The 25,194-nt window shown below is 55.1% G+C and carries 21 protein-coding genes and 2 pseudogenes; 13 read left to right on the forward strand and 10 right to left on the reverse strand.

Annotated features, from left to right (window positions below; all coding sequences use genetic code 11):
* Window positions 1–20: 20 nt before the first annotated feature.
* Genes P9292_RS03470 through P9292_RS03480 form a run of 3 tightly spaced genes read right to left on the reverse strand, consistent with a single transcriptional unit; the run spans window position 21 to window position 1,500 of the window.
* Window positions 21–410 carry a hypothetical protein gene (locus tag P9292_RS03470; protein WP_244797660.1) on the reverse strand — a complete coding sequence of 130 codons (390 nt, stop codon included), beginning with the start codon at window positions 408–410 and terminating at the stop codon, window positions 21–23.
* Window positions 407–625, reverse strand: a complete 219-nt coding sequence (locus P9292_RS03475; protein ID WP_244797659.1) for a tyrosine-type recombinase/integrase — start codon at window positions 623–625, stop codon at window positions 407–409. Before P9292_RS03475 ends, P9292_RS03470 begins: the two co-directional genes overlap by 4 nt.
* Complete coding sequence (locus P9292_RS03480) at window positions 568–1,500, reverse strand: hypothetical protein (protein WP_309958040.1); 933 nt, start codon at window positions 1,498–1,500, stop codon at window positions 568–570. Before P9292_RS03480 ends, P9292_RS03475 begins: the two co-directional genes overlap by 58 nt.
* A 178-nt stretch (window positions 1,501–1,678) precedes the next feature.
* Here P9292_RS03480 and P9292_RS03485 point away from each other — a divergent pair.
* Window positions 1,679–1,906: pseudogene (locus P9292_RS03485) on the forward strand (transposase domain-containing protein); the annotation flags it as partial.
* 98 nt (window positions 1,907–2,004) lie between these two features.
* Here P9292_RS03485 and P9292_RS03490 read toward each other — a convergent pair.
* The 6 genes and pseudogenes from P9292_RS03490 to P9292_RS03515 all read right to left on the reverse strand — a co-directional run.
* Window positions 2,005–2,440: pseudogene (locus tag P9292_RS03490) on the reverse strand (IS110 family transposase); the annotation flags it as partial.
* A gap of 206 nt (window positions 2,441–2,646) precedes the next feature.
* On the reverse strand, window positions 2,647–4,113 hold the full coding sequence (locus P9292_RS03495; RefSeq protein ID WP_244797657.1) for an NAD-dependent succinate-semialdehyde dehydrogenase: 1,467 nt from the start codon (window positions 4,111–4,113) through the stop codon (window positions 2,647–2,649).
* 63 nt (window positions 4,114–4,176) lie between these two features.
* Window positions 4,177–4,929 carry an SDR family NAD(P)-dependent oxidoreductase gene (locus P9292_RS03500; protein ID WP_244797656.1) on the reverse strand — a complete coding sequence of 251 codons (753 nt, stop codon included), beginning with the start codon at window positions 4,927–4,929 and terminating at the stop codon, window positions 4,177–4,179.
* 80 nt (window positions 4,930–5,009) lie between these two features.
* Window positions 5,010–5,396: a nuclear transport factor 2 family protein gene (locus tag P9292_RS03505; protein ID WP_244797655.1), complete on the reverse strand. Its 387-nt coding sequence runs from the start codon at window positions 5,394–5,396 to the stop codon at window positions 5,010–5,012.
* 129 nt (window positions 5,397–5,525) lie between these two features.
* Window positions 5,526–6,674: a porin gene (locus P9292_RS03510; protein ID WP_244797654.1), complete on the reverse strand. Its 1,149-nt coding sequence runs from the start codon at window positions 6,672–6,674 to the stop codon at window positions 5,526–5,528.
* A gap of 275 nt (window positions 6,675–6,949) precedes the next feature.
* Window positions 6,950–8,311: a flavin monoamine oxidase family protein gene (locus P9292_RS03515; RefSeq protein WP_244797653.1), complete on the reverse strand. Its 1,362-nt coding sequence runs from the start codon at window positions 8,309–8,311 to the stop codon at window positions 6,950–6,952.
* 348 nt (window positions 8,312–8,659) lie between these two features.
* Between P9292_RS03515 and P9292_RS03520 the strand changes: the two genes are divergently transcribed.
* The 5 genes from P9292_RS03520 (at window position 8,660) to P9292_RS03540 (ending at window position 12,812) form a co-directional block, all read left to right on the forward strand.
* Complete coding sequence (locus tag P9292_RS03520) at window positions 8,660–9,532, forward strand: phytanoyl-CoA dioxygenase family protein (protein ID WP_244797652.1); 873 nt, start codon at window positions 8,660–8,662, stop codon at window positions 9,530–9,532.
* 69 nt (window positions 9,533–9,601) lie between these two features.
* Window positions 9,602–11,041 carry an aldehyde dehydrogenase family protein gene (locus P9292_RS03525; protein ID WP_244797651.1) on the forward strand — a complete coding sequence of 480 codons (1,440 nt, stop codon included), beginning with the start codon at window positions 9,602–9,604 and terminating at the stop codon, window positions 11,039–11,041.
* Between the two features lie 146 nt (window positions 11,042–11,187).
* The gene (locus tag P9292_RS03530) at window positions 11,188–11,526 is read left to right on the forward strand and encodes a multidrug efflux SMR transporter (RefSeq protein ID WP_244797650.1); all 339 of its coding nucleotides are present in this window, start codon (window positions 11,188–11,190) and stop codon (window positions 11,524–11,526) included.
* A gap of 19 nt (window positions 11,527–11,545) precedes the next feature.
* Window positions 11,546–11,839, forward strand: coding sequence for a hypothetical protein (locus tag P9292_RS03535; protein ID WP_244797649.1), 294 nt, complete (start codon window positions 11,546–11,548; stop codon window positions 11,837–11,839).
* A 112-nt stretch (window positions 11,840–11,951) separates the two neighbouring features.
* A complete protein-coding gene (locus P9292_RS03540) occupies window positions 11,952–12,812 on the forward strand; it encodes an NAD(P)-dependent oxidoreductase (RefSeq protein WP_244797648.1) in 861 nt (286 codons plus the stop codon).
* 1,027 nt (window positions 12,813–13,839) lie between these two features.
* Here P9292_RS03540 and P9292_RS03545 read toward each other — a convergent pair.
* Window positions 13,840–14,940 (reverse strand): AraC family transcriptional regulator, encoded by a 1,101-nt coding sequence (locus P9292_RS03545; protein ID WP_244797647.1) that lies wholly within the window; start codon window positions 14,938–14,940, stop codon window positions 13,840–13,842.
* 285 nt (window positions 14,941–15,225) lie between these two features.
* Between P9292_RS03545 and P9292_RS03550 the strand changes: the two genes are divergently transcribed.
* The 7 genes from P9292_RS03550 to P9292_RS03580 all read left to right on the forward strand — a co-directional run bounded on the left by P9292_RS03550 (window position 15,226) and on the right by P9292_RS03580 (window position 25,148).
* Window positions 15,226–16,590: a TetR/AcrR family transcriptional regulator gene (locus tag P9292_RS03550; RefSeq protein WP_244797646.1), complete on the forward strand. Its 1,365-nt coding sequence runs from the start codon at window positions 15,226–15,228 to the stop codon at window positions 16,588–16,590.
* 449 nt (window positions 16,591–17,039) lie between these two features.
* On the forward strand, window positions 17,040–18,536 hold the full coding sequence (locus P9292_RS03555) for a cytosine permease (RefSeq protein WP_244797645.1): 1,497 nt from the start codon (window positions 17,040–17,042) through the stop codon (window positions 18,534–18,536).
* Window positions 18,537–18,681: 145 nt separating this feature from the next.
* Complete coding sequence (locus P9292_RS03560; protein WP_244797644.1) at window positions 18,682–19,569, forward strand: alpha/beta fold hydrolase; 888 nt, start codon at window positions 18,682–18,684, stop codon at window positions 19,567–19,569.
* Window positions 19,570–19,578: 9 nt separating this feature from the next.
* Window positions 19,579–21,078: an NAD(P)/FAD-dependent oxidoreductase gene (locus tag P9292_RS03565; protein WP_244797643.1), complete on the forward strand. Its 1,500-nt coding sequence runs from the start codon at window positions 19,579–19,581 to the stop codon at window positions 21,076–21,078.
* 104 nt (window positions 21,079–21,182) lie between these two features.
* Complete coding sequence (locus tag P9292_RS03570; RefSeq protein ID WP_244797642.1) at window positions 21,183–22,340, forward strand: iron-containing alcohol dehydrogenase; 1,158 nt, start codon at window positions 21,183–21,185, stop codon at window positions 22,338–22,340.
* Window positions 22,341–22,400: 60 nt separating this feature from the next.
* Window positions 22,401–23,405: an NADP-dependent oxidoreductase gene (locus tag P9292_RS03575; RefSeq protein ID WP_244797641.1), complete on the forward strand. Its 1,005-nt coding sequence runs from the start codon at window positions 22,401–22,403 to the stop codon at window positions 23,403–23,405.
* Between the two features lie 99 nt (window positions 23,406–23,504).
* Complete coding sequence (locus P9292_RS03580; protein ID WP_244797640.1) at window positions 23,505–25,148, forward strand: acyl-CoA synthetase; 1,644 nt, start codon at window positions 23,505–23,507, stop codon at window positions 25,146–25,148.
* Window positions 25,149–25,194: the final 46 nt, after the last annotated feature.

Genomic DNA, 25,194 nt, shown 5'->3' on the forward strand with positions numbered 1-25,194 from the left:
CGCACCCGCCGTCCCAACCTTCAACTGTCTTCGGGACATCGCCTGAGGAGTTCGCCGAGTTCCTGCTCCGTGTAGATGTGCGGCGCCAGACGACGATGGGCCCGCCCGCACAAGTCGCGTCGCGGAACAACTGTATCGGGATAGAACTGCTTGAGATACTTCGCGAAGGGGCGGATTACCTCGATCCGACGCGCCCATGTAATGGCCCTTTCGCTCGGTGTCGAGTGCGCCCAGCTGAGAGTCAGATCTTCCGTGATCGGACCACGATGCCCCAGCGCGTCCGCGAAGCGGGCAAAGTTCATCAATACGTGCCCAGAGATCTTGAGGTCGAAGCCAAGACAGCGTCGTTCGGCGAGATATGCCTGCGCCAGCGATACCATAGTGTCTGCCGAGTTGACGAAGCGTTTCATGATTTGCTCCCCGGCCAGGGGAGCGCGACAGCCTCCATACTTTGCAGGTCGATCTTCGTGTAAATCGCGGTGGTGTCGATGCTTTGATGGCGCAGTACGTCGGCCACTTCCTTCAACGACGAGCCGGAACGAAGCAGCCGTCGAGCCACGCTGTGCCTCAGAAGATGAGTTCCAGATTGTTCAGTCCAGCCGCAGCGAACATATGCGGCATGCACCGCCTGATGGCTTGCAGCGTGCCGTCGCGCCAGTTTAAATCGTCGAGCTGTATTTGCACGACTTCCGCAGCACGCAATCCAATATCTGCCAGACAACGTACCATTGCGTAATCACGCAGGTCGGCCGCCGTTTCGTGATGGAAGGAATTCAGGAGCTGTCCGATCGCTGCGTCCGAAAGCGTTTGAGGTAATGCCGCCAACCTCCATCCTGCTACGTTCAGCACCGCCGCGATCAACTCTGCGACCTGCTCGTTATATTGCATGCTCCTGAATCGCAGATAACTGCGCAACGTTATGCCTGCTACGTGAGCTGTTCCGGCTTTGCACCCGTCAGGGTAACGTGTCACGAATCGACGGAGATCCCGAATCGTTAGCCGCTTCATATCGATGGGTCCGCGACCAAAGCGTTGATGCAAGAAATCGCGAATGATTCGGCCACGCTGATATCGCGTGCACTCGGCAAGGCCGCAAACGTCCTTGAGGTACTCAGTGAATCGACACACCTCCTGTTGTACCGAATCCGGTTCTGCCCAAAGATACCGGAGGACAGCGCACGCGCCCAGGACGACCAGCAAATGCTGAAGTGCCGCGTTGACGTCTGTCCGACATCTCGGAATCGGATCGGGGCAGGTGCATCGAGGCAAATGGTCATTCACGAAGCCGCAGGCGAGTCGATTGTCGACGCGAGCTAAGGCTATGCGGTGTGTTGTGAGCCAGTACGCAAAGTGCGCGACGCACCTCACGTAACGGTTGACGGTGCAAGCCGCGTAGCCGGCCTCAACGAGATATTCGCAGTAGCGCTCCGCGAAAGGAGAAAGGACGCTGCGCCATAACCACGCCTGAGGCTGCGGTCGTAGAGGAACCAAGCCGATCATGATGTTTCTCCTGAATGGGTTACAACCCAAACAGGAAAGCACTTTTTATGTGTAGTTTGCTGCTACCCAACGATCCAGGCAAGGCGCGTCGCACTGACGCCCGTGACGAGCCGAACCATGCAAACTCCGCATAATTTCTGGCTGCGCATTATTCCTGCAATGCAATTATGTGCATTGCAGGAAGAACTTCCTGTTCGCAGGCTCTGATAACGGAGGTGAGCGGGCCGCCGCAATGTACGGCTTAATCGGCTCGTGCAAACTGAACGACATCAACCCGCTCGCCTACCTCGAATACGTCCTGACTCACATCGCAGACCACAAAATCAGTCACATTGACGAGCTGCTGCCTTGGAATGTGAAAAGCAAACTGCCCACGCAATTTACGCCGCCGTCAGCGACAAGCTGATCTCCGCAACGCCTCCCATTCGCCTTTAGTCACCGCACTGCCACTAGCGTGCCATACGTGCGCGATGCATCGTGAACGGCCGACGCGAGGCGCTTACATTCGAGCAGAAAAGCGTGAATCTGATTGCTGGTTGCCGTGCGTTCGCCGACAAGCGATTCGCGCACCCGATGTAACGCGAGCAGCGTCTGCTGCTCGGCTGTCTTGACTGCGACAAAGCGCATAGAGGGGCGCGAGGCGGCTTCGCAAATGGCTTCGGCGTCGGCGAAGTCAGTCTTGTTGCCCTTGACGAACGGCCTGACGAACTGCGGCGCAATCAAGCGAACCTGATGTCCATACGACTGGCCCTTGCGCGCCAGCCAATGCGCGCCTGCGCAAGCTTCCATCGCTAGAACGGCGACCGGACAGGTGGCCAGGCATGTGCAGAGCTTTGCGCGTCATCTTCTTGCGCCAAATCTGCGTACCGCGTGCGTCCTGCGCGTGCACGAAGAAGCAATGCTTGCCCAGATCGATACCGATGAGCGTCGCGTCCGTCATGATGGCCTCCGGAAAGAGGAAATGGCCCGATCAGCGTAAGCCGATCGGGACATTTCGGTCAGGCTGACCATCTCATTAAAGCCCGGCGGGGGCCGGGCTCAAGCTTCGCGCTCTCAGGTGCATCGCTTATAAATTCTTACCCGTTTACAACCGGGCGACAGTGCAAGGATTGCGTCTGTACCTCCGATTGACGTCACTAGGTATCGTCAGGCGCCCATTCCACCGAGACAGAGATACTTGATCACAAGATACTCGTCAATTCCGAAATGCGATCCTTCTCTTCCTACGCCAGATTGCTTCACGCCACCGAAGGGTGCGACCTCGTTAGAAATCAGGCCAGTGTTAACACCAACCATTCCATATTCCAATCGCTCAGCGACACGCCACACCCGCCTAACATCGCGGCTGAAGAAGTAGGCCGCTAAGCCAAACTCGGTGTCGTTAGCGAAGTGGATCACTTCATCTTCGCTATGGAAACGGAAGACGGGAGCGACAGGGCCAAATGTTTCCTCGCGGGCGACTAACATTGATGCGGTCACATCCGCCAAGATCGTCGGCTCGAAGAAGCTATGTCCTAAGTTGTGACGCCGTCCACCAGTGATCAGTCGAGCGCCGTTAGAAACCGCGTCAGCGATGTGCGCTTCCACCTTCTGCACAGCGGCCTCGTCGATCAACGGCCCTTGAGTGACTCCATCCTCCAACCCGTTTCCTACCCGCAAGCCTGCGACAGCCCTCGCGAGCTGCTCAACAAATGCATCGTAGATTGCGTCGTGCACATACATGCGGTTGGTGCAAACGCAAGTCTGTCCCGCATTGCGATACTTTGAAGCGATCGCTCCCTCAACTGCCGCATCAATGTCGGCGTCATCGAAAACGATGAATGGAGCGTTACCGCCCAGCTCGAGTGAGAGCTTCTTAATCGTCGGAGCGCATTGGGCCATGAGTGCTGCACCAACATTTGTCGAACCCGTAAATGACATTTTCCTAACGACGTCGCTCGACGTCAATACAGATCCGATCTCGCTCGACTTTCCAGTGATGACCTGAAAGACGCCCTTCGGCACTCCGGCGCGTTCTGCAAGCACTGCGATGGCGAGGGCCGTTAGCGGCGTTAGGGCCGCAGGTTTAACAATGATCGGACAGCCCGCCGCCAATGCCGGGCCGGCCTTCCGGGTGATCATCGCAGCGGGGAAGTTCCACGGCGTGATAGCCGCGCACACACCGACTGGCTCTTTTGTGACGATTATGCGTTTGTCACTGGCCACTGTCGGTACTACATCGCCATAGACGCGCTTTCCTTCTTCGGCGAACCATTCCAGGAAGGACGCAGCGTACTCGATCTCTCCTTTAGCCTCAGTGAGGGGCTTACCTTGCTCGGAAGTGAGTATCAAAGCGAGGTCATCGCGATGCTCAATCATTAATTCAAACCATGATCTAATGATTACAGCACGGCTCTTTGCGGTGAGTGCTCGCCATGCAGGCCACGCCGCATTAGCGGCGTCTATTGCCTCTCTTGTTTCCGCTGCTCCCATGCTCGGGACGTTTCCGATAACGGCGCCCGTGGCCGGGTTCACGACCGCGATGGTTTTTTCGTCGTCGGCGTTTAACCACTGTCCGTTCAGAAAGCATTGTCGACGAAGCAATGATGGGTCGCGCAGGTCTAGTACAGTCATAATTTTTTGACACGTTGTTGGCGACCGAAGCCGCAATGCTACATATTGCTGACGGCGCGAGCGCTAGCTAAGTCTTACGCCGCCATCAACGACGAGGATGTTGCCGGTCATGAACGACGACACATCGGACGCCAGATAAAGGATATGCTCAGCGATTTCGTCTGGTTGACCAAGTCGTCCCAGCGGAGTTTTCTCAAGAAACGGTGCTGCGTAAGCCGGATCAGAATGGAGCCAGCTCGTCATTGGCGTCTGTATATAACCCGGTGCGATTGCGTTTACCCGGATCTTGACTTTGCCCCACTCAAGCGCAAGACACTGTGTCAGGTGTGCGACCGCTGCCTTGGCTGTAGCATAGTGGGGCACACCAGGTCGGGCGCGAGTTCCGGCAAAGCTACTCAGGTTCACGATGGAGCCTCCGCCATTTTTCGCCATGACACTGGCCGCAGCTTGTGAGCCAAAAAACGTTCCGTTGAGGTTGATTTCGATATGTCTACGCCAATCGTCGGCGCTGATTTCGAGAGCAGCTTGCCGTTCGAGAATTCCAGCGTTGTTGATCCACACGTCCAGTCGCCCATACTGCGCTTGTATGTCGGCGGCAAGACGCCGCGAGTCCTCGGCGTTTGTCACGTCAAGGCAACGAATGTCGACTGAGCCAAGTAGATGCTCATAGGTCTCGCGGAGTTGCGCCTCGTGCAAGTCGGTTGCGACGACGGAGGCTCCATTTGACGCAAGCAGCTTCACAACAGACTGTCCAATCGCCCCTGCGGCGCCCGTAACAACGGCAACTTTCGAGTTGAAATCGGCGAACTCAAGCATGTTTTTCGCTCTCGGATTCGTTCATTGGATCCGGTGGCGCTTACGATGCGGCCACCAGGCAATTGCAGCCTTGCGATGCCTCAGGCAACAAAGTACTTCACATAAACGTCTTTGCTCTTAAGCTTGTCGCCTGAAAATTCATAGACGTCGACTCCATGAATGACAGCAGGCTTGCCATCGACGCCTGTATAGGAAAAGAGCCAACGCGCTGCCCCTTGCTCGCCGGCGACGAACATCGACGTAACGCTAAGCTTGCCGTCCTTATAGGAAGCAAAACCTTGGGCTACCGCGCTCCGAATCGCAGTCTTTCCTTCGTACGACTGGCCGAGCGCTTCGGGACCAAACGCGATGTGGTACGTCGCGTGATCGACGAAGCAGTTCATCACCTTATCGACGTCCTGCGTGTTCCATGCATCAGTCAGGTTGTTGAGGAGCTCTTGGCGGGAAAAGTGTTCAGAGGTCTGCATAAAAGAATCCTAAAAGATGATAGCGTCGGTCGTCTGGCCGAGCGCGAACAAAGATAAGTGAACCTTCCGGCGCCGTAGAGGTGCCCGTAGGCCAACTTGCAAAATTGGAAACATAACAAAACGCGTCAATCAGAACGAATGGTTGATACCTATCCGAGCCACCACCTGATGTGAGTTAGACGACGGTCCCGCCGAACCAGGAATATATGCGTGGTCCAGTGAAGTTCCCGTATTTCCGCCACTCACTTGCTGGTAGACAACCTGAGAGTAAACCGCGGTTCGTTTGGAAAGAAGGTATTGACCAAGAAGCCCGGCTTGATGCCAATGCAGAGATGCACGAGATTCACCCAACGCTAGATGAGCTAAGCTGTACGTATACATCGCGCCGACCGCTAGATCCGGGCGAATATTGTATTTCCAGTTTATCTCCACGTTGTCGAACCGCAGGCTATCGGGATTGGCCGTTGGTGTTCCGAGTGACCCGATGAAGACAGACGACGTCGGTTGTTGAAGAACGACGTGAGTGTAGACAAGGCCGAAGCTCGACTGACCTAATCCGTAGGTTGCCCCGATACCATAGATCTTCTGGTTGTTTGCCGCAAACGTCACATAATCATCAGACGGCACGGCACCGACCGTTGTACTGCCAGGAGCTGAAAGATTCTCAAAGACTGCTCCGATCGTAAGCGTATCAGTGGCGTACTTGATTCCAGCGCTGTACATGCGGTTTGTCGCGAACCCGCCCGCCAGATTGCTTAACGCGTAGAGCCCGGTAGCAGAGAATCCCGCAATGACGGGGCTTTGATATTTGACGGAGTTGTTCGCGTGGAACGTTGCATCCGTGTTGTCGTTGTCCAGGGGGTGGGAGAAAAGATAGCCGCCCCAATTGCCGTTAGCTGTGGCCAGCCCTATTACGTCAGTGACCGAATCATATTGCCGCCCGACAGTTACACTACCCAAAGAATCGGACTGCAAGCCTACGTACGATTGGTAGCCGAAAAGACGGCCGCCATATAATGCTTGACCACTATCCAAGCTTACTCCGCTTTCAACATCGAAAACGGCGTGCAGGTCCCCGCCAAGGTCTTCTACACCCCTCAAGCCCCACCGGCTCGTCGTCAGATCGATACTCGACGTCTGCCATGCTGACTTGCCCCCCGCGTTGTTCGTGTAGTTCACCCCTTCGTCCAAGACGCCGAAGAGGGTGACACTACTTTGCGCCGACGCTTGGACAGATACTCCGAGCATCGCAGCGATCAAGCAAGCCTGAGTTTTCATAACGCCCTGTTTAATAAGGTGGATCGGTGATCACCGTCTGCGATCGTTTGCGGGGGAGTCCAGCTAAAAAAACAACGGGTGGCAGCGCCGCATCTCTATGACCTGACGTCAAATGGTAACGTCGTAATCGGGATGACGAAATGTTACGAAAGGACGCGCGACCGGTTAAATGAGGCCAACAGCAGTTTCACTTCGTGGCATGCCAGGGGAAACGCTATCGGCCCGCGCGTTGATCGACAGGCGGACCGAGTGCATCGATGGGTAGACGCGGTGGATCAAGCGTCATCAATTGAAGTTATAGCTTCTAGCGATGCGCGCTCGCCGGCTTGAATTGCCCCCTCAATATAGCCATTCCAGCAGGTGGCAGTCTCGGTTCCCGCCCAATGAATATGACCAACAGGTCTAGACAAAACCGGCCCAAAACTTGTCCATGCGCCCGCCGGCATGGTTCCTGCGTAGCATCCGCGCGAAAACTCCTCGTCTACCCAGTATTTTTCGATAAATTCTTCGTATTCTGTTGCTTTCGCCCCGAAACACTTCACAAGCACCTCGATAGCAGCTGCTTCGCGTTCCTCTGCAGTTTTCTCGCTCCATTTTCGAGCCGCGATGCCTTCCGTGAAGAGAAGGAGGATTCCGCATGAACCGTCGTCCGGCGAGTTATCGTAGACCAGTTGCGGAGTGTCGTGATCGGTGAAGACAAGACCACTCAGGCCATCGGCTCGCCAAAATGGCGTCCTGTAACGAACCATTGTCTTCAATGCTGTTCCCATCGGCATACGCTGAGTGAGGGAGTCGCGCGATGCGGGAAGTGCAGGTACATAGCGGATGCGTCCCGTAAGCGTCGGCGGCAATGCGACGATAACGCGCCGAGCAACGTATTTGCGATCCTCTGTCGTGACGGTGACGCCGACGGAGTCTTGTTCAATCTTGGTCACAATTTGCTCGAGTCTAATTCGCTCGCCGAGCTCTTTTGCAAGATTGATTGAAAGCTGTTGTGCACCCGTCTGGAAACGGCTGTCCTGGCCACCGCCGTCTGTCGATGTGAGTCGGTCGACCCCTCCGGCAGCACCGAAGTAGAACGCGACATGCAACAGCGAGAGCTCACACGCTTCGACGGAGAATACACCGGGAGCCAAGCGGTCATACACCCAGCGTCCGAATTCCGTCTTGAGATTTGCGTTGATCCAATCGGCGAAGGTTTGGCGATCTAACTCAAGAGCCCTTGGATGAGTCCAAGGCGCCTCCAGTGGGATACTCGCAGCCAATTCTTCTAGGAGCGCCATGCCGTTCTCGATGTCGGCGTCCGTTTCAGGGTCTCGCTTCGGAATTACGCCTTCGTAGCGGACCTTCTCTCCGTTGAGATACGCGATGGAATCGCCAGTTTGGTAAGTTTTAAAGATTTTCAGCCCAAACTCTTCGATGAGTGCAAGTACTCTCTTTTGCGTTGGCGCGACCCATTGACCCCCGAGGTCGATAGTGACACCGTTGTCAAGCGTCTTGCTCAGGGTACGCCCGCCGACGCGGTCGCGGGCCTCCAGAACTATCACTGATTTACCGGCACGTGTGGCCGCTCGGGCGGCCGAAAGGCCGGACATTCCTGCGCCCACAATAACGATGTCGCAATCCAATTTCTGCATGGTCGGCTCCTGCTGATAGTTGGTTCAGTCGTCTGTCCTCGGCAAATTTTTTGCCGGGCAAAGCAACGCTTCGATTCGTAGTCGCAGCATACGGAGCGGCAGTGCGATTGGAAATGTTGCAGGAGGCCAAAAGTGCAGCAGTCTTGGCCGCTAAGGGCCCCGGTCGTCGCATCGTAGGCTGGTAACAAGACGGACGACAGTCGTAGGCTGCTGGTTCTGCATCGAAGCTTTTGTCCTTGCGACACAAAGACGCTGACCCTTCGACACATGGTTCTGGGATTCTGTAACCACTAATCTGGCCTCACTGGCACATCTGTGTCACACATTGACGAACAAGTGAGGCTCAACATGGCAAAAGGTCTGACGACACTCCCTGCGAGTGCGAACGTAGATGACGTTGTGGAAGTTATTGATCGGGACGGCGGCGTCATTGTTGAAGACATGCTCAGCCCCGAGTTGCTGGAACGCTTTTTTGCGGACATCGGTCCGTATCTAGAGCGCACGCCCTATGGCGAGGAGGGCTTCACTGGTAATAAGACTCGCCGGTGCTCGGCGTTGATGGCCAAGTCCCTTCACACCGCTGAGTTCCTTACGCAGAAGCATTTTCACGGTGCCGCCGAGAAAATCCTACTGCAACAGCCCTATAAGTTCGTTGGTGTAAGCGGCGAAGGCATGCTGCCTACACTACAGCTGAGCGTTACGCAAGCGATTCAGATTTGGCCAGGGCAAGGCGCACAGTCTTTGCATCGTGACGACGCCATTCATCACCGCCCGCATCCCGGGCCGGAGTCGCAGGTTCAAGTCATTTACGCGGGGACCCGCTTCACTGCGGAGAACGGGGCAACGCTCGTCGTTCCAGGCAGTCACAAATGGGACAACGAGCGCCTCCCGAAAATGGAGGAGGCCGTACCGGCTGTGATGAAAAAAGGTTCAGGTCTGATCTATCTTGGTGGGACCTATCACGCGGGCGGCCTCAATACTACAGAGGCCGAAACGCGTACCGCTATCGCCATCTCGCTCACGCTTGGTTACCTTCGACAAGAAGAAAACCAATATCTCGTAGTGCCAAAGGAAACCGTCCTCAAGTATCCGCCACACATTCAGCAACTCCTTGGTTACTCGGTCTGCCCGCCGTTTTGTGGCTGGGTCGAAATGCAAAGCCCGGCGATTACGCTTGAGAACGAAGACTTCAGCGTAGCCACGGCCACCAACCTTTACTAATTCCTCATTCGACATTCTGGCACCGCCCTCGGGCCGGCTGAAGCATTGAGGTAGACGACGGAGACAGCGATGGAACTGAAGGTTGCAGGGCGTGCCAAGCATTTTATCGACGGCCAATGGGTTGAGCCGTTCAGCGATAGACGCACAAACGTGGTCAACCCAGCGACAGAGGAAATTGTCGGGGTCATCCCACAAGGCACGACGCAAGAAGTCGATCGAGCAGTGCTCGCGGCAAGGCGCGCGTTTGCCCATTGGTCCGGTGTGAGCAAGGACGAAAGAGTGTCGTTGCTTCAACGCACCGTTGCGGCTCTTGAAAGGAGGCACGAAGAGCTCGCCTATGCCATCACGATTGAGATGGGCGCGCCGTATGAGTTCTCCAAGGGCTTGCAAGCGATGTGCGGAGTTTGGCACATTGGCGTCGCGATCGAACTACTGAAGAGCTATCAATTCGAGCAGCAGGCAGGCACTACCACCATCGTCAAAGAACCGATCGGTGTTTGCGCGATAATCACCCCCTGGAATTGGCCCATTAATCAACTAGTGTGTAAGGTCGCTCCTGCCCTCGCGGCTGGGTGCACGATGATCGTCAAGCCAGCCGAAAATTCACCTCTGTCAGCGATGATCTTTGCGGAGTGTGTCGAGGAGGCCGGCTTCCCACCGGGCGTCTTTAATCTGGTCAACGGTTCGGGTCGAGAGTTGGGACCCGCAATGTCCTCGCATCCCGAGGTGGACATGGTCTCCTTCACCGGATCAACAAACGCTGGCATTCAAGTAGCGATTAATGCCGCTGAGACAGTGAAACGCGTGTCGCAGGAGTTGGGCGGAAAATCGGCGAATATTATTCTCGACGACGATTCGTTCGCGGGTGCCGTGTCGGCTGGAGTTGCCGCCTGCTTTAATAATTCTGGGCAAACTTGCATCGCGCCGACACGAATGTTGGTTCCGATGCATCGCATGGACGAGGCGGCGGAAGTAGCGCGGACAGTAACTGCGAACATCCGCGTGGGCGACCCCTTCGACACCGACGTCGCGTTAGGTCCCGTCGCGTCGAGAAAGCAGTTTGATTCGATTCAACGTTACATTGACATCGGAATCGAAGAGGGGGCAAGGCTCGTCGCCGGAGGTCCCGGGCGACCGGACGGGCTGGTAAAGGGTTTCTACGTTAGGCCAACGGTGTTCGTAGACGTTGCACCTACGATGCGCATTGCACGTGAGGAGATTTTCGGCCCAGTTCTCACTATCATTGGCTACGAATCCGAAGATCAGGCAGTGGAGATCGCCAACGACTCCGTCTATGGACTGTCGGGTTATGTTAGTTCGTCGAATTTGGATCGGGCGCGCGCTATCGCACGTCGGATGCGCACCGGAATGGTCCACATCAACGGCGCGGGACCCGACTTCAATGCGCCGTTTGGCGGCTATAAACAATCCGGCAACGGTCGCGAGTGGGGACGCGCAGGACTAGAAGAGTTCTTGGAAACCAAAGCGATCATGGGTTTCAACGTTTGACCAAGCCTTTGTGGGCGAGTGGATGCGTGAGGGTCTACTCGCCTAGATGCAGCATCTGTTAGCGCGGCACCTGTCGCTCGTGTAATCAGTGCCCACGGCAGTTGGAAAAGCACTTACCGTAGCGAAATTGAGAATGGAGTATCCTAATGCGTTCCACCGCTTACTTGTTGCTTACGGTGGCGATCGCTGCAGAAGTCATTGCGACCTCCGCGCTTCGAGCATCTGAAGGATTCACTCGCGTACTACCTTCGGTGATTGTCGCGGTTGGCTATGGCATATCTTTCTATTCGCTATCCTTGACCCTTCGCACGTTGCCAGTTGGGATCGTTTACGCAATTTGGTCAGGAGCGGGAACGACGCTTATTACACTCATTGCAATTTTTCTCTTCAAGCAAAAGCCCGATGCATTTGCAGTACTCGGAATGGGACTAATTGTTACGGGCGTCATGGTGCTTAATGGTCTCTCAAAGATGAACACCCATTAAACCGTGAACAGGAGTCGAAATGAATCGGAATAGAGAAAACGTAACAAACATCGAATTAGAAAATGGCGCGATCCGCTTCGATCTGCAGATCGATGACGAGGTCGTGCCGTGCGAGCTTTGCGAGGAAGCGCTGATCGAGGCTGCAGATGTTAGTTATGTCGTCTCTCGTCAAGAGGCTTTTGCGCGCGTGCAGCCGATTGTGTTTGAGGTGGCTGCAGCTCTTGCACGAGCGAATGCGACTCGACCAATTCGATTGACTGGGCACGAATTGACAAGCGGCAAGCCGGTTTTTCTCCGCTGTTCGATTGAGTAGGTGTTTTCTCACGCGGCTTCGCTCCACAGCGTGCTGCCGGGCGCATAGAGGGTTTAGCGTTTAATCGCACCGATTATCCGCACGGCGGCTTTATTTTTATTGGGGGTCTACTATGTCGTATGCAGTATCTGTTATTGGTCTAGGTAACATGGGACGAGCGCTTGCGCGTGCTTTTATCGAAGAAGGACATCAAGTTACCGTGTGGAACCGCACCCGCGCAGCATCGGAAGGGCTCGGTGCTTCTCGCATTGCGGAAAGCCCCGCGGACGCCTTCGCTGCGAGCGAGCTGACCGTAATCTGCGTACTTAACAATGACGTTATCGACGCATTTATGGATGAGAATGCAAAGAGAGCGGCGAGGGGCAAGACGGTGTTGAATCTGAATACAAGCACGCCTGAGGATGCAAATAAAACTGCGCGTTTATTCACCGAAGTAGGTGCGACTTACTTGGACGGGACGATTCCGGCGTTTCCGGACCAGATCGGAAAGTCCGGCGCTGGAGTCATCGTCGCGGGTCCCGAACAAAAATGGGAGCAGATCCGTGATGTGCTTGGTGCGCTCGGAGGCGCGACATGGTACGCAGGGGAAAAGATCAGCGCACCCGCTGTCATTGATATGGCTATGGCCATCAGCTTCTTCCATACGGCATTAGGGGCTTTCATTGAATCCGCAACGTATGCGTTGCGTGAAGGAGTAAGCATTGATAGCATCAAGCGGGCCGTTCCTGCGCTGATCCCCGTCTTGGAGGAACAAATCTCGGTCGCGATCGACGCGATCAGCAAAGAAGACTTCAGTACCGACCAGGCAACTGTCGACGTACATTTGGGCGCAGTGCAGATGGCGAGCAAGGTCATGGAGAAGGCATTGCCTGGCCGAGCCCTTCTGGCGAGCATTATTGCGAACGATCTCGCGAAAGCGTCGTCCGCAGGGCATGGTGGCAACACAATGGCCTCGATAATCAAGGTATTGTGAGCAGCGGATTTCGTGCAATATTGTTCGATCGCTGAGTTCCGCCACCAGGCGGACTGGCGACATACGAGAAAATCTTAGGCAAGGCGTTCGAATCCTCATTGTTAAACGCCCAATTTTTCGAAATTTTTTGAAAGAAATTAAGCGAGATAGTGTCGGATGATTTGATGCTGACTTTGATGCGACTCCTACGTTTTCCGCTCACTGATAGCGTGACTAGACCGTCGCGCGGTTCGTGGGTCGATCGCCAAGGTGCCCGCGAGAATGTTTTGCACCAAATTGGGCATCACATTGATGGGCACCTTGCCATGAAGCCGGCAGAGTCGAAGTTCAAAGTTCTTGCCACCGAGCGCATTAGAATGGCCGCGGGTCACGCAGCATTTGCAACTAGCAGTGATCCCGCTTGCCGATGCCTTGGTCCTCCGTCCCCTGTGCTGCCAGCACGAGACCATTCCGGCTCACCTAGCTCGCGGCAGGTGTGGCAAGGCGTCGTGCCATGGCGCGAGTCTTACGAACCTCCGTTAGATGGATGGAGCGTAATTTCCACTCAGGCATTCCAAGTGGTCAAATGCAATATGCTTTCGCGTTCAGGATTTGGGAGGCTGCCGATGGGAGCTGGAAACGTATTTGTAATCTGAATGCTGGGAGTTCGCTACAAGCGCCGTCTCGATGGTCTCGATCCTGTCGCACTCGCAACGATGGGCGCGAGCCTCGCTTTTCAGGATCGACCCTACACGACCCTCATTCCGCGTCGCTCTGGTACGTGCGCGAGAATACTGCGTCCAAGCGGGCAAGTGTTTTGTTTCCCCACATCCGAATCGGTCGCAGCGTGCGACCATCCTTGATGGTCATACAAACTCGCCGCCATGATCGTCGATTCGGCGCCGCCGTCCGCTCCGCCCATCGCTCGAAGACAAATGGATTCGATTCCGTAATTTTAGGGTGCTTCCTGCCGCGCGAGTAAACAGCGAGCGGTTAAACCGAAAGGCTGTTGCAACCGCGAACTGGAAGGCAGTTTCTCTTTAGTTGCTCAAGCAACGGCACTTGCAAGGAGTTCAGGTGGTGAATGTCGTGAATGGATAGTTTGCTGTTCGGTTACAGCACGCGTCCGGTATGCTCTTGGAGCGTGTCCTGTCCAACGCTTAAACGCATGGCTGAAGTTTGCGGCGTCACTATAGTTCAGCCGTTCTGCGATGCATTCGGTTGTCATCTGCGTGGTTGAGACGTAGCGAATTGCGAGACTACGGCGCACCCCGTCGAGTATTTCGCTATACGAGGTTTCCATTGTTTCAAGACGTCGTCTCAGCGTGCGTGCAGACATGCATAACTGGCTCGCAACTTCAGGCAGCGTAGGTATTGCGCCCAACGACGCATCGCAGAGTATCGTGCGGACTCTACTAACAAGGTCGGTCGAGCTATCGAAGTTCAAGAGGGTCTCGTCGCATGACCGGATACACGCCTTATTCGTGACCGGATTGAATTGCACGAGCGGTTGATCGAGGAGGCTCGACTTGAAGACGATCTTCGTAACCCCTTCAGAACAGTGAACGGGGCGTTCCATGAGCATCAAGCTTGTGCCCTTGATGGGCAATGAGCTTGATGCAATATGGATCTCTGGATCAAAAGCTTGGACCTGGAGGTCTGCAATAAACGTCAGGACTTTTGCGACTTCAAACTCAAGACACATATCGGCCTCGTCTTGGGTCAGTCCTTGAGGCGCGGAGAAGTATAGGTTTGCCACCTCATCTTCAACCGATAAGGTGGGTCCGCATTTCAGGTTAAGCAGAGGTTTATAGCGGGAAGCGAGTTCTAGCGCGGCTCGCAGCGACGCCGCGCTCCATAGCGCGTATCCGGCGAGCCCGAATGCTGAAAGGTGCACTCTGCTGCCTGCCCGAACGGTAAAGCATCTGTCATGCGTTCGCTCGACTCCGTTTGTCAAGGCGCCGATGAATTGGTCCATCGAGACCAGACGTTGTTCGCTGCCCTCCAGGCTTCCCAAGGTTATCCCCGTACGGTCCAAGACGCACAGGGGCGACACCCCAAGCTTGCGGGCGACGTCGGTGACTACAGCCACCTCTGCTAACTGTGAAGCCGCAAAGGGGGCGTTTAACGAAAGTTCGAACCGTTGCATTGATGCTCCGAGCCAAAGGCACGCCTACATTGTCGACAAGCAGGCTTCGTGCGGTTACAGTGACAACTTGGTTACGTGACCGAAGTTTATTGGCTAACCGACCGAATTTCCAGCGCGTCAAAATACTTTCGGCTCAGGACATTCCCTACGTTGGGGCGCCCCGTGGCGAGGGCAAATGAGTTTTGTTGCAGGTAAGCGGTCTGTATTCTTATCGTCAGCGGGTTAAGCGACCTATAATTCCACGGCGCCAAGCGCGTGGTTTGTTATGATAATTGGGGGCGGATAGTGGAACTTGATGAAAAAATTGGCACGGAAGGCTCGACGCAAACGCGAAACCGGGCAAGCCGGATCGATCAACTTCTCGCGTTCTCACGAGACGTCTTTAGTGAGGAGGGGTACGCGGCCTTCTCGGCGCGTCGCGTTGCGGCAAAGGCTGGAACCACGTTAAGTACCGTGCAGTACTACTTTCCGAGCAGAGAGGACTTGCTGCGGGAGACGGTGGAATCGTTTCTTGAGGCTTACCTACATGCCTACAGTTCTATTGCTGAGGGTCATGGGCTGCCACAGCGCAAGTTAAATGATCTCTTACAAAAGATATTTGATGACGTGAACGAGCCAAACGTGCCGCGGCTGATGTTTGAAGCGTGGGCGGTAGCTCAACACGAGCCGGAGGTGCTGGAAATCGTTGAGCGCACTTACGCGCACTACCGATTGATCCTGGCGCGTTTGATTTTGGAGATCAACCCGGCGCTATCTCAAGAAGAGTCCATTGTTCGAGCGACCCTTGTCGCGTCCCAAACCGAGGGGCTGATGATCTTCGCTTTCCGCGGCGGTGACACGGAGAAGGATAATCTTGAGGTAGCAAGGACGATGAAGCGGAGCGCGCGGTATCTTGCTTCGCTGCCGCCGCAAATTCACGACGAATTCGAGGATGGAGTACCCGAAGCCTCTCATTCGGATCTCAGCACCGCGGGCCAGGCACCCCTTACTCTTAGCTTCCCCCAATCAACGGAAAGCGCCACGGCACATCGACGGCCGACGATGCAGAGCATCAGACGTGCGGAGAAGGTCCGTGAAATCATCAGAATTGCCGCCGGCCTCCTGTCGACGGAAGGGTACGCAAATTTCACGCAGGGACGGGTCGCAAAGTTGGCGGGTATCCTGACTTCCAACTTGCAACACTATTTCAAGACTCACGACGAACTCCTCCACGCGACCTTACACGCTCTGATGAGCACCTACCTAGTTCGTTATTCCGCGATCAGCGTCGCGTCCAATAAATCTCCGGTGACGCGTATGGACGAAATAACTACTGATTTGGTCTCAGAAATTAAGAACCCAAATGTCGTCTCTTTTTCGCTGGAGATGTTTGCTCTGGCACAGCGCAACGAGGTTGCCAACGAGCTTCTGATCCGCGTCTACCGGGCGTACCGAGAGATCTTCGTGTCGCTGGTTCATGAGCTCGATCCTGCAGCATCAAGCAAGGAGTGCTACGCCCGGGCGACGCTGATCGCCGCAACGCTCGAGGGGTTGATGCTCTATCGAAGAAGCCTCGCTGGCGCTCCGGGTCGGTTTGCAGCTGTGAATCGTGTGCTGACGTCGCTGGCGGTCCTTATCGGGCAGGGTCTTCCCCAAGATTCCGCGTCGTAGAATCATGAGGTTGTTGACGACGAGCGCGCCAGCGTTGTCAACTTGTCCGATGCCGTGTCCATGCGCCACACACATTTTGACCTTCGATCACATTCCTCAGGGATTGTGTGGCAACTACTCTGATGCTTCACCGTGCAGTTGAGCGCTCCTTGCAAAGAACTTACGAGCGCTAGCCAACAGCGTCTCTTGAAGCGCGGGCCATTTTCCTAACTTTGCGGAGCGAGTAATGACGACGTCCCCTGCCGAGCTGGTGTCAGATCTCACTGACTCCGGGCTCCAATTGAACATAGATTTGGCCGCTCAGATAAACGAGATGGTCAGTGGCGCCCACGCATCATCTGAGTGCTGGCAATCGGGCCGCCTAATGCTGCTTGAAGGCGCCATTTGGAGCGCGTTCGGAGCAGCCCTTTGGGTAGCAACGCTCTATCTTTTCTCCTAGGAGCCGTGCCATGGAACACAATGCGAAAAGCGTCGAGCAGGAAGCTTTGGCAGGGCGGTTACCGGTTCTGTTCAATGAGCGGATCTACCGGTCGTATGGATCATTCCTCTGGACCTGTTGCGCTTTCAGTGCGGCGACGTGGGCGTTCCTGATCGGCGGATTCCTTCCGTATGTTGGAGATTGGCGATTGGGCGTCGCCGGGTACGTCATTGGGCTAGTCATCGGTATGTCGATTGTCACCCTGGCTTCCGGCGCTGCGAGTTTTAAATACGGCACCGACGTCATCGATAGCGCAAAGGCGACCTTTGGCTATCGGGGCATCATTGTTCCACTTATCGGTTTGCTAGCGACGCTCATTGGGTGGTCTTTTGTTGTCGAGGCTTTAACCTCTCGAGGCGCGGCCAACATAGCCGCCACTATCACCGGCACGGGTCCGTCCAGTGCGGCGCATGAGAAACTCGTCATAATCGTCGCGCTTGGAGCCCTGGTCATAGTCTGGCTCATCGCTGCGAAAGGTCCTAAGCTCTTTGAACGGTTAAACGGATACATCGGCCCGTTACATATGCTGATCACCGTTGGAATGTTCGGCATTCTCGTCTATCGCTTCGGACTGCATGCGTTGTGGGTGAACCAACTTCCCGCAGACCAAATGCTCACACATGACAAGACTCGTGGACTTGCATTAGCCGTCGAATTTGGATTCTCAAACGCGTTGACATGGTGGCCGGTAATGGGCGGCTTGAGCCGTCTTGTTAAGCGACGTTCCCACGTAATGGGTCCTTCTGTACTGGGTGTGGGTTTGCTTGGCGCCGCCTTCGTTTCGACAGTTGCAGCTCTTGCAGCGATCAGCGCAGGAACCCATGATCCGACGATCTGGATGATTAAACTTGCCGGCCCGATATTCGGCAGTGTAACTATGGGCGTTGTCCTCTTAGCGAATATCGCAACGATGGTCGTCATGATTTATCTCGCTGGAGTCTCGGTGCAGCAGATCCCACTCTTCGCGAGAATTAAATGGGAGCTTCTTCTTGCTGCCATGCTTTTGCCAGGTATCTATTTTGCGTTCAAGACAGAATGGTTGCTGTCCGCTGTCATGAGCTGGCTCTCTTATAACGGCGTAATGTTCGTTGGCATCACAGGTATTACTTTGGTCGACTACTTCTTCCTTCGGAAGGAACGCATCGATCCTGCCCACCTTTTCGCTTCCAGCGGAAGTAAATATACGTTCTGGGGTGGGGTGAACTGGATAGCGATAGTTATCACTGGGCTTTCGGTCTTGCTGTATCTGTGGCTCTATAACCCGGTGACTAGCGCGACTGCCGAGCCGTTCAAATATTTCGGAGCATCCATTCCCGTCGTAGTTCTGTCAGGCTTTGTGTATTACATCGCTACCAAAGTGATACTGGTTCCTTTGGCACTCGGTGGTTATCGCGAAGACGTCGGACCTTTAAGCAGGGCCACAGTCGGGCGGCCTGCGGAGTCGGGCTCTGTAACCGTATCACTGTAGTCGCTAGACGCCGGTTGCGAGAATGATCTAGAGCGCGTCCGAGGTTTTCCGACAGTCCTATAGGACAACTAACATCGTAGCTGTAAGCGGTGCTTTTATTCGAGTGCGCGAATCAGCAAACCGAGATTTGTGGAGGAGTTTGGCAATGAGTATCTATCCCGGCGTGACCGAGGGTACCGTCAATGTCGACGGGTTCACCGTGCGGTTTTGTGACGGCGGTCAGGTCGACAGTAGCGCCGCCCCAATCGTCATGGTGCACGGCACCGGCGGAAGGGCAGAGACGCACTTCTTCACGCTCTTTCCGATGCTTGCATCGAGGCATCGCGTTATTGGTCTGGATCTGTCGGATGAACCCGGTGGCAGGGGTTCATCCCGGCAGTTGTCCGTCGAGGCGCTCGGTGCTCAGGTGACGGGCGCGATAAGACATCTCGTGTCTGACGGCAAAGTTAATCTGATCGGGTATTCGCTTGGTGCTGCAGTCGCAGTAGAAGCCACCCTGCAGCTAAAGCAACAGGTCAGCAACTTGGTCTTGCTCAACGGTTGGGCGAAAACAGACAATGCGTTGAAGTTGAGACTGTCGCTCTGGAAGCGCCTTCGCGACTCTGAGGACCGCGCTGCACTCGCGGAATTCATGATCTCGAGTGTCTATGGCAGAGCCTTTTTGAATGCTCGCGGCTGGAAAGATATTGAGCAACTGCGCAGCGACTATGTCGTCGGTCCCGGAAGCGACAAACAAATGGCCCTGAACCTAAACTTGGATATCGTGGACCGACTGGGTTTAGTTAAGGCACGGACCTTAGTGGTTGGAAGTACATATGACCAACTCATACCTCTCGAATACAGCCTCGAACTTGCAGGCGGTATTGATAACGCGTTGCTTGCCGAAGTGAAGTCGGGCCACGGCTCCGTCACTGAGCGACCTGCGGAACTATTCCGAATCATTGATCGATTTGTGCGTCTGAACGCTACAAGCGATTCGTTCCCCGTTTTCACGGATCCAAGCCTGAAACAGCTTGCCGGTTTTCAATTGTAGGAGGTCAGTATGAACGATCAAATTGAACGAAACAGTGCAGTCTACGATGTAATCATCATCGGCACGGGCTTCTCGGGACTTGGCATGGCCGCGCAGTTGAAGCGTCGGGGAAATGACAACATCTTGATTCTTGAGCGCGCGAGTGATGTCGGCGGGACTTGGCGCGATAACCGGTACCCCGGAGCAGCGTGTGATCAGCCTTCGCATCTTTACTCCTTCTCTTTTCGACTGAACCCCGATTGGCCTAGCGTTTTCTCGGCGCAGCCTGCGATTCACGAATACTTGCGCAACGTCGCCAAAGAAGAAGGACTGCTTTCGCATATCCGCTTCAATGAAGAAGTGGTAGAAGCTCGATGGGACAATTCGCGTAGGAGTTGGGATGTCAAGACTGAACGAGGAATGTTTACCGCTAGACTACTCGTCAGCGCTGCGGGCCTACTGTCAGAGCCGAAGCTACCCGATATTAAAGGGCTATCCTCCTTCAAAGGAGCAATCTTTCATTCGGCGCGATGGAACGACAGTATTCCGCTGGAAGGACAACGAGTTGGTGTCATCGGTACCGGCGCGTCCGCCGTTCAAATTATCCCCGAAGTGGCAAAGGTTGCATCTCGCCTGACGGTATTCCAGAGGACTGCATCATGGGTCGTTCCGCGTCCTGATCGCGACTTCACTGATGCAGAGAAGGGTATGTTTAGGAAGCTTCCAGAGAAGATGCAAGAGCTTCGCACCGCTATTTTTTGGGAAAACGAAGAACGTTATGCCCAACGCGCAGCGGTTCCATCGTTGCTTGCAAAGGCCACGGCCATTGCCCTTAAGCATCTGGAGGATCAAGTACCCGATCCGGAGTTGCGCCGCAAGCTGACCCCCGACTATGAGATTGGCTGTAAGCGAATCCTTAAGTCAAGTGACTTCTACCCAGCGCTATGCCGTCCCAATGTCGATCTGGTGACTGATCGTATCGACTACATTGATTCGGACGCGATCGTGACAACAGATGGTGTGCGGCACCAGCTTGATGCGCTCGTACTAAGCACTGGGTTCGAGGCCACGGATTTGCCCATTGCGAAACGCATAGTTGGTTTGGGAGGTCGTTCGCTGGCCAAAAGATGGGATCAGGGGGCAGAGGCGTTCGCAACGACGTCAGTCAGCGGATTCCCTAATTTCTTTGTCCTAGGCGGTCCAAACACGGGCATTGGTCATAACTCCCAGGTCTACATGTTCGAGGCCCAGATTCAACACGTGCTTAAGGTTATTCAGTATCTCGATCATTCGAAGGCGCAAGCGATCGAAGTGCGTTCGGATGCTGAAGATAGGTTCCGGGCCAGTTTGGATAAGCGTGCGGCGACCACTGTCTGGATGACTGGCGGTTGCACTGCGTGGTACGTCGACGAGCGAAATGGCCGGCTGACGACGCTGTGGCCCGATTACTCACACACGTTCGAGGATGAGGTTACGCCCTTTCGCGCGGCCGATTACAAACTCCACGTTGACGCCGAGCAGCTCGCCTAAATGTGCTTCCTACCTGGCTGCGCCCGATTGAGACGGTGCAGCACGCTTTTTCGCTTTTAGCGGCATCGGCACCGGAATTACGCAGACTCTATGGGAACGAATCCATGTCAAGTTTCGCCTTCAACACAACACCGTCGATAATCTGTGGTCGCGGCTGCAGTGTTAAAATGCCATCGACACTCGGTCCCGGCCTTGGTAAGCGCTTGCTGATAGTGACCGATGCGGGGCTGGTGAAACTTGGCTTACTTGACCCGATCCTTGCGAAGTTTCGAGAAGCTAACCATGAACTCGTTGTGTATGACGGTGTCGATGCGGACCCGCCCGAAAGTAATGTGATGAGTGCCGTGGCAGCGGCGCAGTCCATTAACGCGACAGGTGTGATCGGCATCGGAGGCGGATCTCCGATGGACGTCGCAAAAGTTGCCGCGCTACTGCTTGGTAGCAAAGCGTCCTTGGGCGACGTATATGGCGTCGGGGTAGCACAGGGTCCGCGTATTCCTTTAGTCTTAGTGCCGACCACGGCCGGTACGGGTTCTGAAGTGACACCTATCGCCATCTTGACGACCGGGGCCGCCGAGAAAAAAGGCATTGTATCCAAACTGTTGCTACCGGACGTCGCCGTACTTGACGCAGAGTTGACGCTAGGCCTGCCAGCCCACATTACGGCCGCTACGGGCATCGATGCGATGGTCCACGCTATTGAAGCCTTTTCGTCTGCTTCCACATCCAACAACCCAATCTCTCGAGGGCTTGCACGGCAGGCCTTGCAAATTCTCGGCGCGAATATTCGTGATGCAGTGTCCCTAGGTACAAACGTGGCGGCGCGCGAATCGATGCTGCTTGGATCAATGTTGGCTGGTCAAGCGTTCGCAAATTCGCCGGTTGCCGCCGTGCATGCCCTTGCGTACCCGATCGGCGCCCAATTTCATGTGCCCCACGGACTTTCGAATGCGTTGGTGCTTCCGCATGTCTTACGTTTCAACCTGGATGCTGCGTCGTCCGCCTATTGCGAGATCGCGGCTGATGCGTTCCCTGAGTTGCTAAGCGTGACCAAATCGGACAGGGCGTCCCGTTTCATTGAAAGCTTAGCTGCTTTGTCGGGGGAGTTGGGACTTCCTTCGCGATTGCGTGATGTCGGTATCCCAGTGACGGCATTGGCCAAACTAGCGGCTGATGCCATGAAGCAAACGCGGCTACTCGTGAACAACCCTCGACAGGTCACCGAGAGCGATGCCCTGAATATCTATCAGTCAGCTTTCTGACGCAGACGTCAAGACGATACAAACTCCCGTCGTGGCGCGCTCGAAGAAGGAGCTTCCCGGATGAAAGGAACGAAGATGAATCGGCAGGTGTTACTTGTGTCGCGCCCGGAAAAAGAGGCGTCGACTTCGAATTTCAAACTCGTTGAAAGGCCGCTCGAAGCCTTAAAAGCTGGCGAGGTGCGCGTAAGAAACCTATATCTGTCGTTAGACCCGTACATGCGCGGTCGGATGAGCGAAGCGAGATCGTATTCAACGCCTCAGCCGCTCAACGAGGCGATGATCGGCGGCACGGCGGGAGTTGTTGTTGAGTCGCTGAATCCCGCTTTCGTGGTCCACGACCATGTTGTGGGCATGTCGGGGTGGCAAGAAATCGGGACGTCCGATGGTAGCGACTTAAGAAAGGTGGACGTAAGTAAGGTTCCGCTTTCAGCGTATCTCGGGGTCGTCGGGATGCCGGGAGTTACCGCGTGGTATGGACTAAACAGGATAATCGTTCCTGTTGCGGGCGAGACGATTGCAGTCAGCGCTGCAAGTGGCGCAGTTGGAAGCGTTGTCGGCCAATTAGCGAAGGCTGTTGGCTGCCGGGTGATAGGCATCGCGGGCGGTGTGGAAAAATGCCGCTATGTCGTCGACACGCTCGGGTTCGACGCGTGCGTGGACTACAAAGCAGGTCAGCTTGCGGGCGATTTGCAGAACGCTGCTCCTGGGGGCATCGATGGCTACTTCGAAAACGTCGGGGGACCGGTACTCGACGCCGTTCTTCAATGCATGAACGCTCACGGACGTATCGCACTTTGTGGAATGATTTCCGGTTACCAGGGCGACGCCGCGCCCTTACGCTGGCCACGTCTGCTACTTACTCAACGCCTCGCTCTTCAAGGTTTTATCGTGACGGAGCACATGGACGTATGGCCGCAGGCGCTAAAAGAATTAGCTGAGTCCGTGGCAAACAAGAAGCTCGTCTATCGGGAAACGATCGTAGAAGGTCTTGAAAATGCGCCAGAAGCGTTTCTCGGTTTGCTTAGGGGTCTAAACTTCGGAAAACAGCTAGTAAAGCTCGCTTAGTTCGCAATTCCATTGTATTTAGGGAACGAATAATGACCGACGGCACGGGCGGACTTGTTGCCAAAGGCCCCGAGAGGCCCATCGCCTGAGGAGGAGATCATGCAGAAGTTCAATCACTACAATGTGGACCTCGACCGTACCGCAGCTAACTACATTGCTCTTTCGCCTTTAAGCTTTCTTGAAAGAACAGCAATCGTATATCCGAAACGCACCGCGGTGATTTACGGAAATATTGAGCAGGACTGGCGGACGACCTATGAGCGGTGTCGACGCTTAGGTAGCGCACTAGCAAGCTGTGGGGTTGGCGCTGGTGACACCGTTGCCACGCTCCTGCCGAACGTACCCGCGATGTTCGAGGCACACTTCGGCGTTCCCATGTGCGGAGCAGTGTTAAATACCCTCAATACGAGGCTCGATGCATCTGCCATTGCTTTCATGCTTGCACACGCAAACGTACGCGTTGTACTGGTAGACGGTGAGTTCGCGCCGTTACTGACTGCGGCGCTCGCATTGCTAGAAGGGACACAACCGTACGTCGTTGCGGTGGAGGACGAGACAGCGCCGAGTGTTGAGCTGGCGGGCGCAGCGGCTTACGAGCAATTTCTACAAGGCGGCGACCCCTGCTATGAGTGGAAATTGCCAACCGACGAGTGGAGTGCTATCGCACTCAACTACACGTCCGGTACTACCGGTGATCCGAAAGGAGTTGTCACGCACCACAGAGGCGCCTATCTCAATGCGATCAACAATGTGATTGCGTGGGCTCTGCCGCATCACCCGGTCTACCTGTGGACTCTCCCTATGTTTCACTGCAACGGGTGGTGTTTCCCCTGGACGATAGCGCTGGTTGCGGGAACGAATGTTTGTTTGCGTCGAGTAGATCCCTCCGTTACATGGGCCCTTATTCGTCGCCATAAAGTCACACATCTTTGCGGAGCGCCAATCGTGTACAGCATGCTACTTAACGCTTCGAGCGAAGATCGCAACGGCATCGACCATCCTATGCACGGACTTGTCGCCGGCGCTTCTCCTCCGGCGTCCGTCATTGAGGGCTGCGAGGAAAACGGTATCGCGCTGACGCATGTTTATGGTCTCACCGAGACGTACGGGCCAGCGGCGGTTTGCGCTAAGCAAGAGTACTGGAAAGACCTCTCAGTGGAGGAACGAGCAAAGCTCAACGGTCGGCAAGGAGTGACTTATCCACTTCAGCAGTCCGTAACGGTACTTGATCCCAACACGTTGCAAGCTGTGCCGGCAGATGGGCAGACGATCGGTGAGGTCTTCTTCCGCGGCAACTGCGTTATGAAGGGCTATCTGAAAAATCCGACCGCTACTGCGCAAGCGCTTGCCGGAGGGTGGTTCCACACTGGGGATCTTGGCGTTTTGCACCCAGACGGATACGTGAAGATCGTCGACAGAAGCAAAGACATCATCATTTCCGGGGGCGAGAATATTAGCTCGATAGAGGTCGAAGATGTTATTCACCGCCACCCGGCGGTCTTGCTAGCCGCGGTTGTCGCGTTGCCCGATAATAAATGGGGCGAAGTTCCCTGTGCGTTTGTTGAACTCAGAGATGGTTATGAGGTGAGCGAACAAGAGATCGTCGAGTTTTGTCGGTCGAGACTAGCTAAATTCAAGCTCCCAAAGCGGGTTTGCTTCGGTGAATTGCCCAAGACGTCAACTGGAAAGATTCAGAAATTCCAGTTGCGCGATCGCGTCCAATCAGTCAATGCCATCGCATAGGCAGTCACACGAAGGATTTGTAGAGTCAAGCACCGGTCGCGACCAA

Origin of the sequence: Caballeronia sp. LZ001 (genome assembly GCF_031450875.1) — a bacterium.
Lineage (GTDB): Bacteria > Pseudomonadota > Gammaproteobacteria > Burkholderiales > Burkholderiaceae > Caballeronia.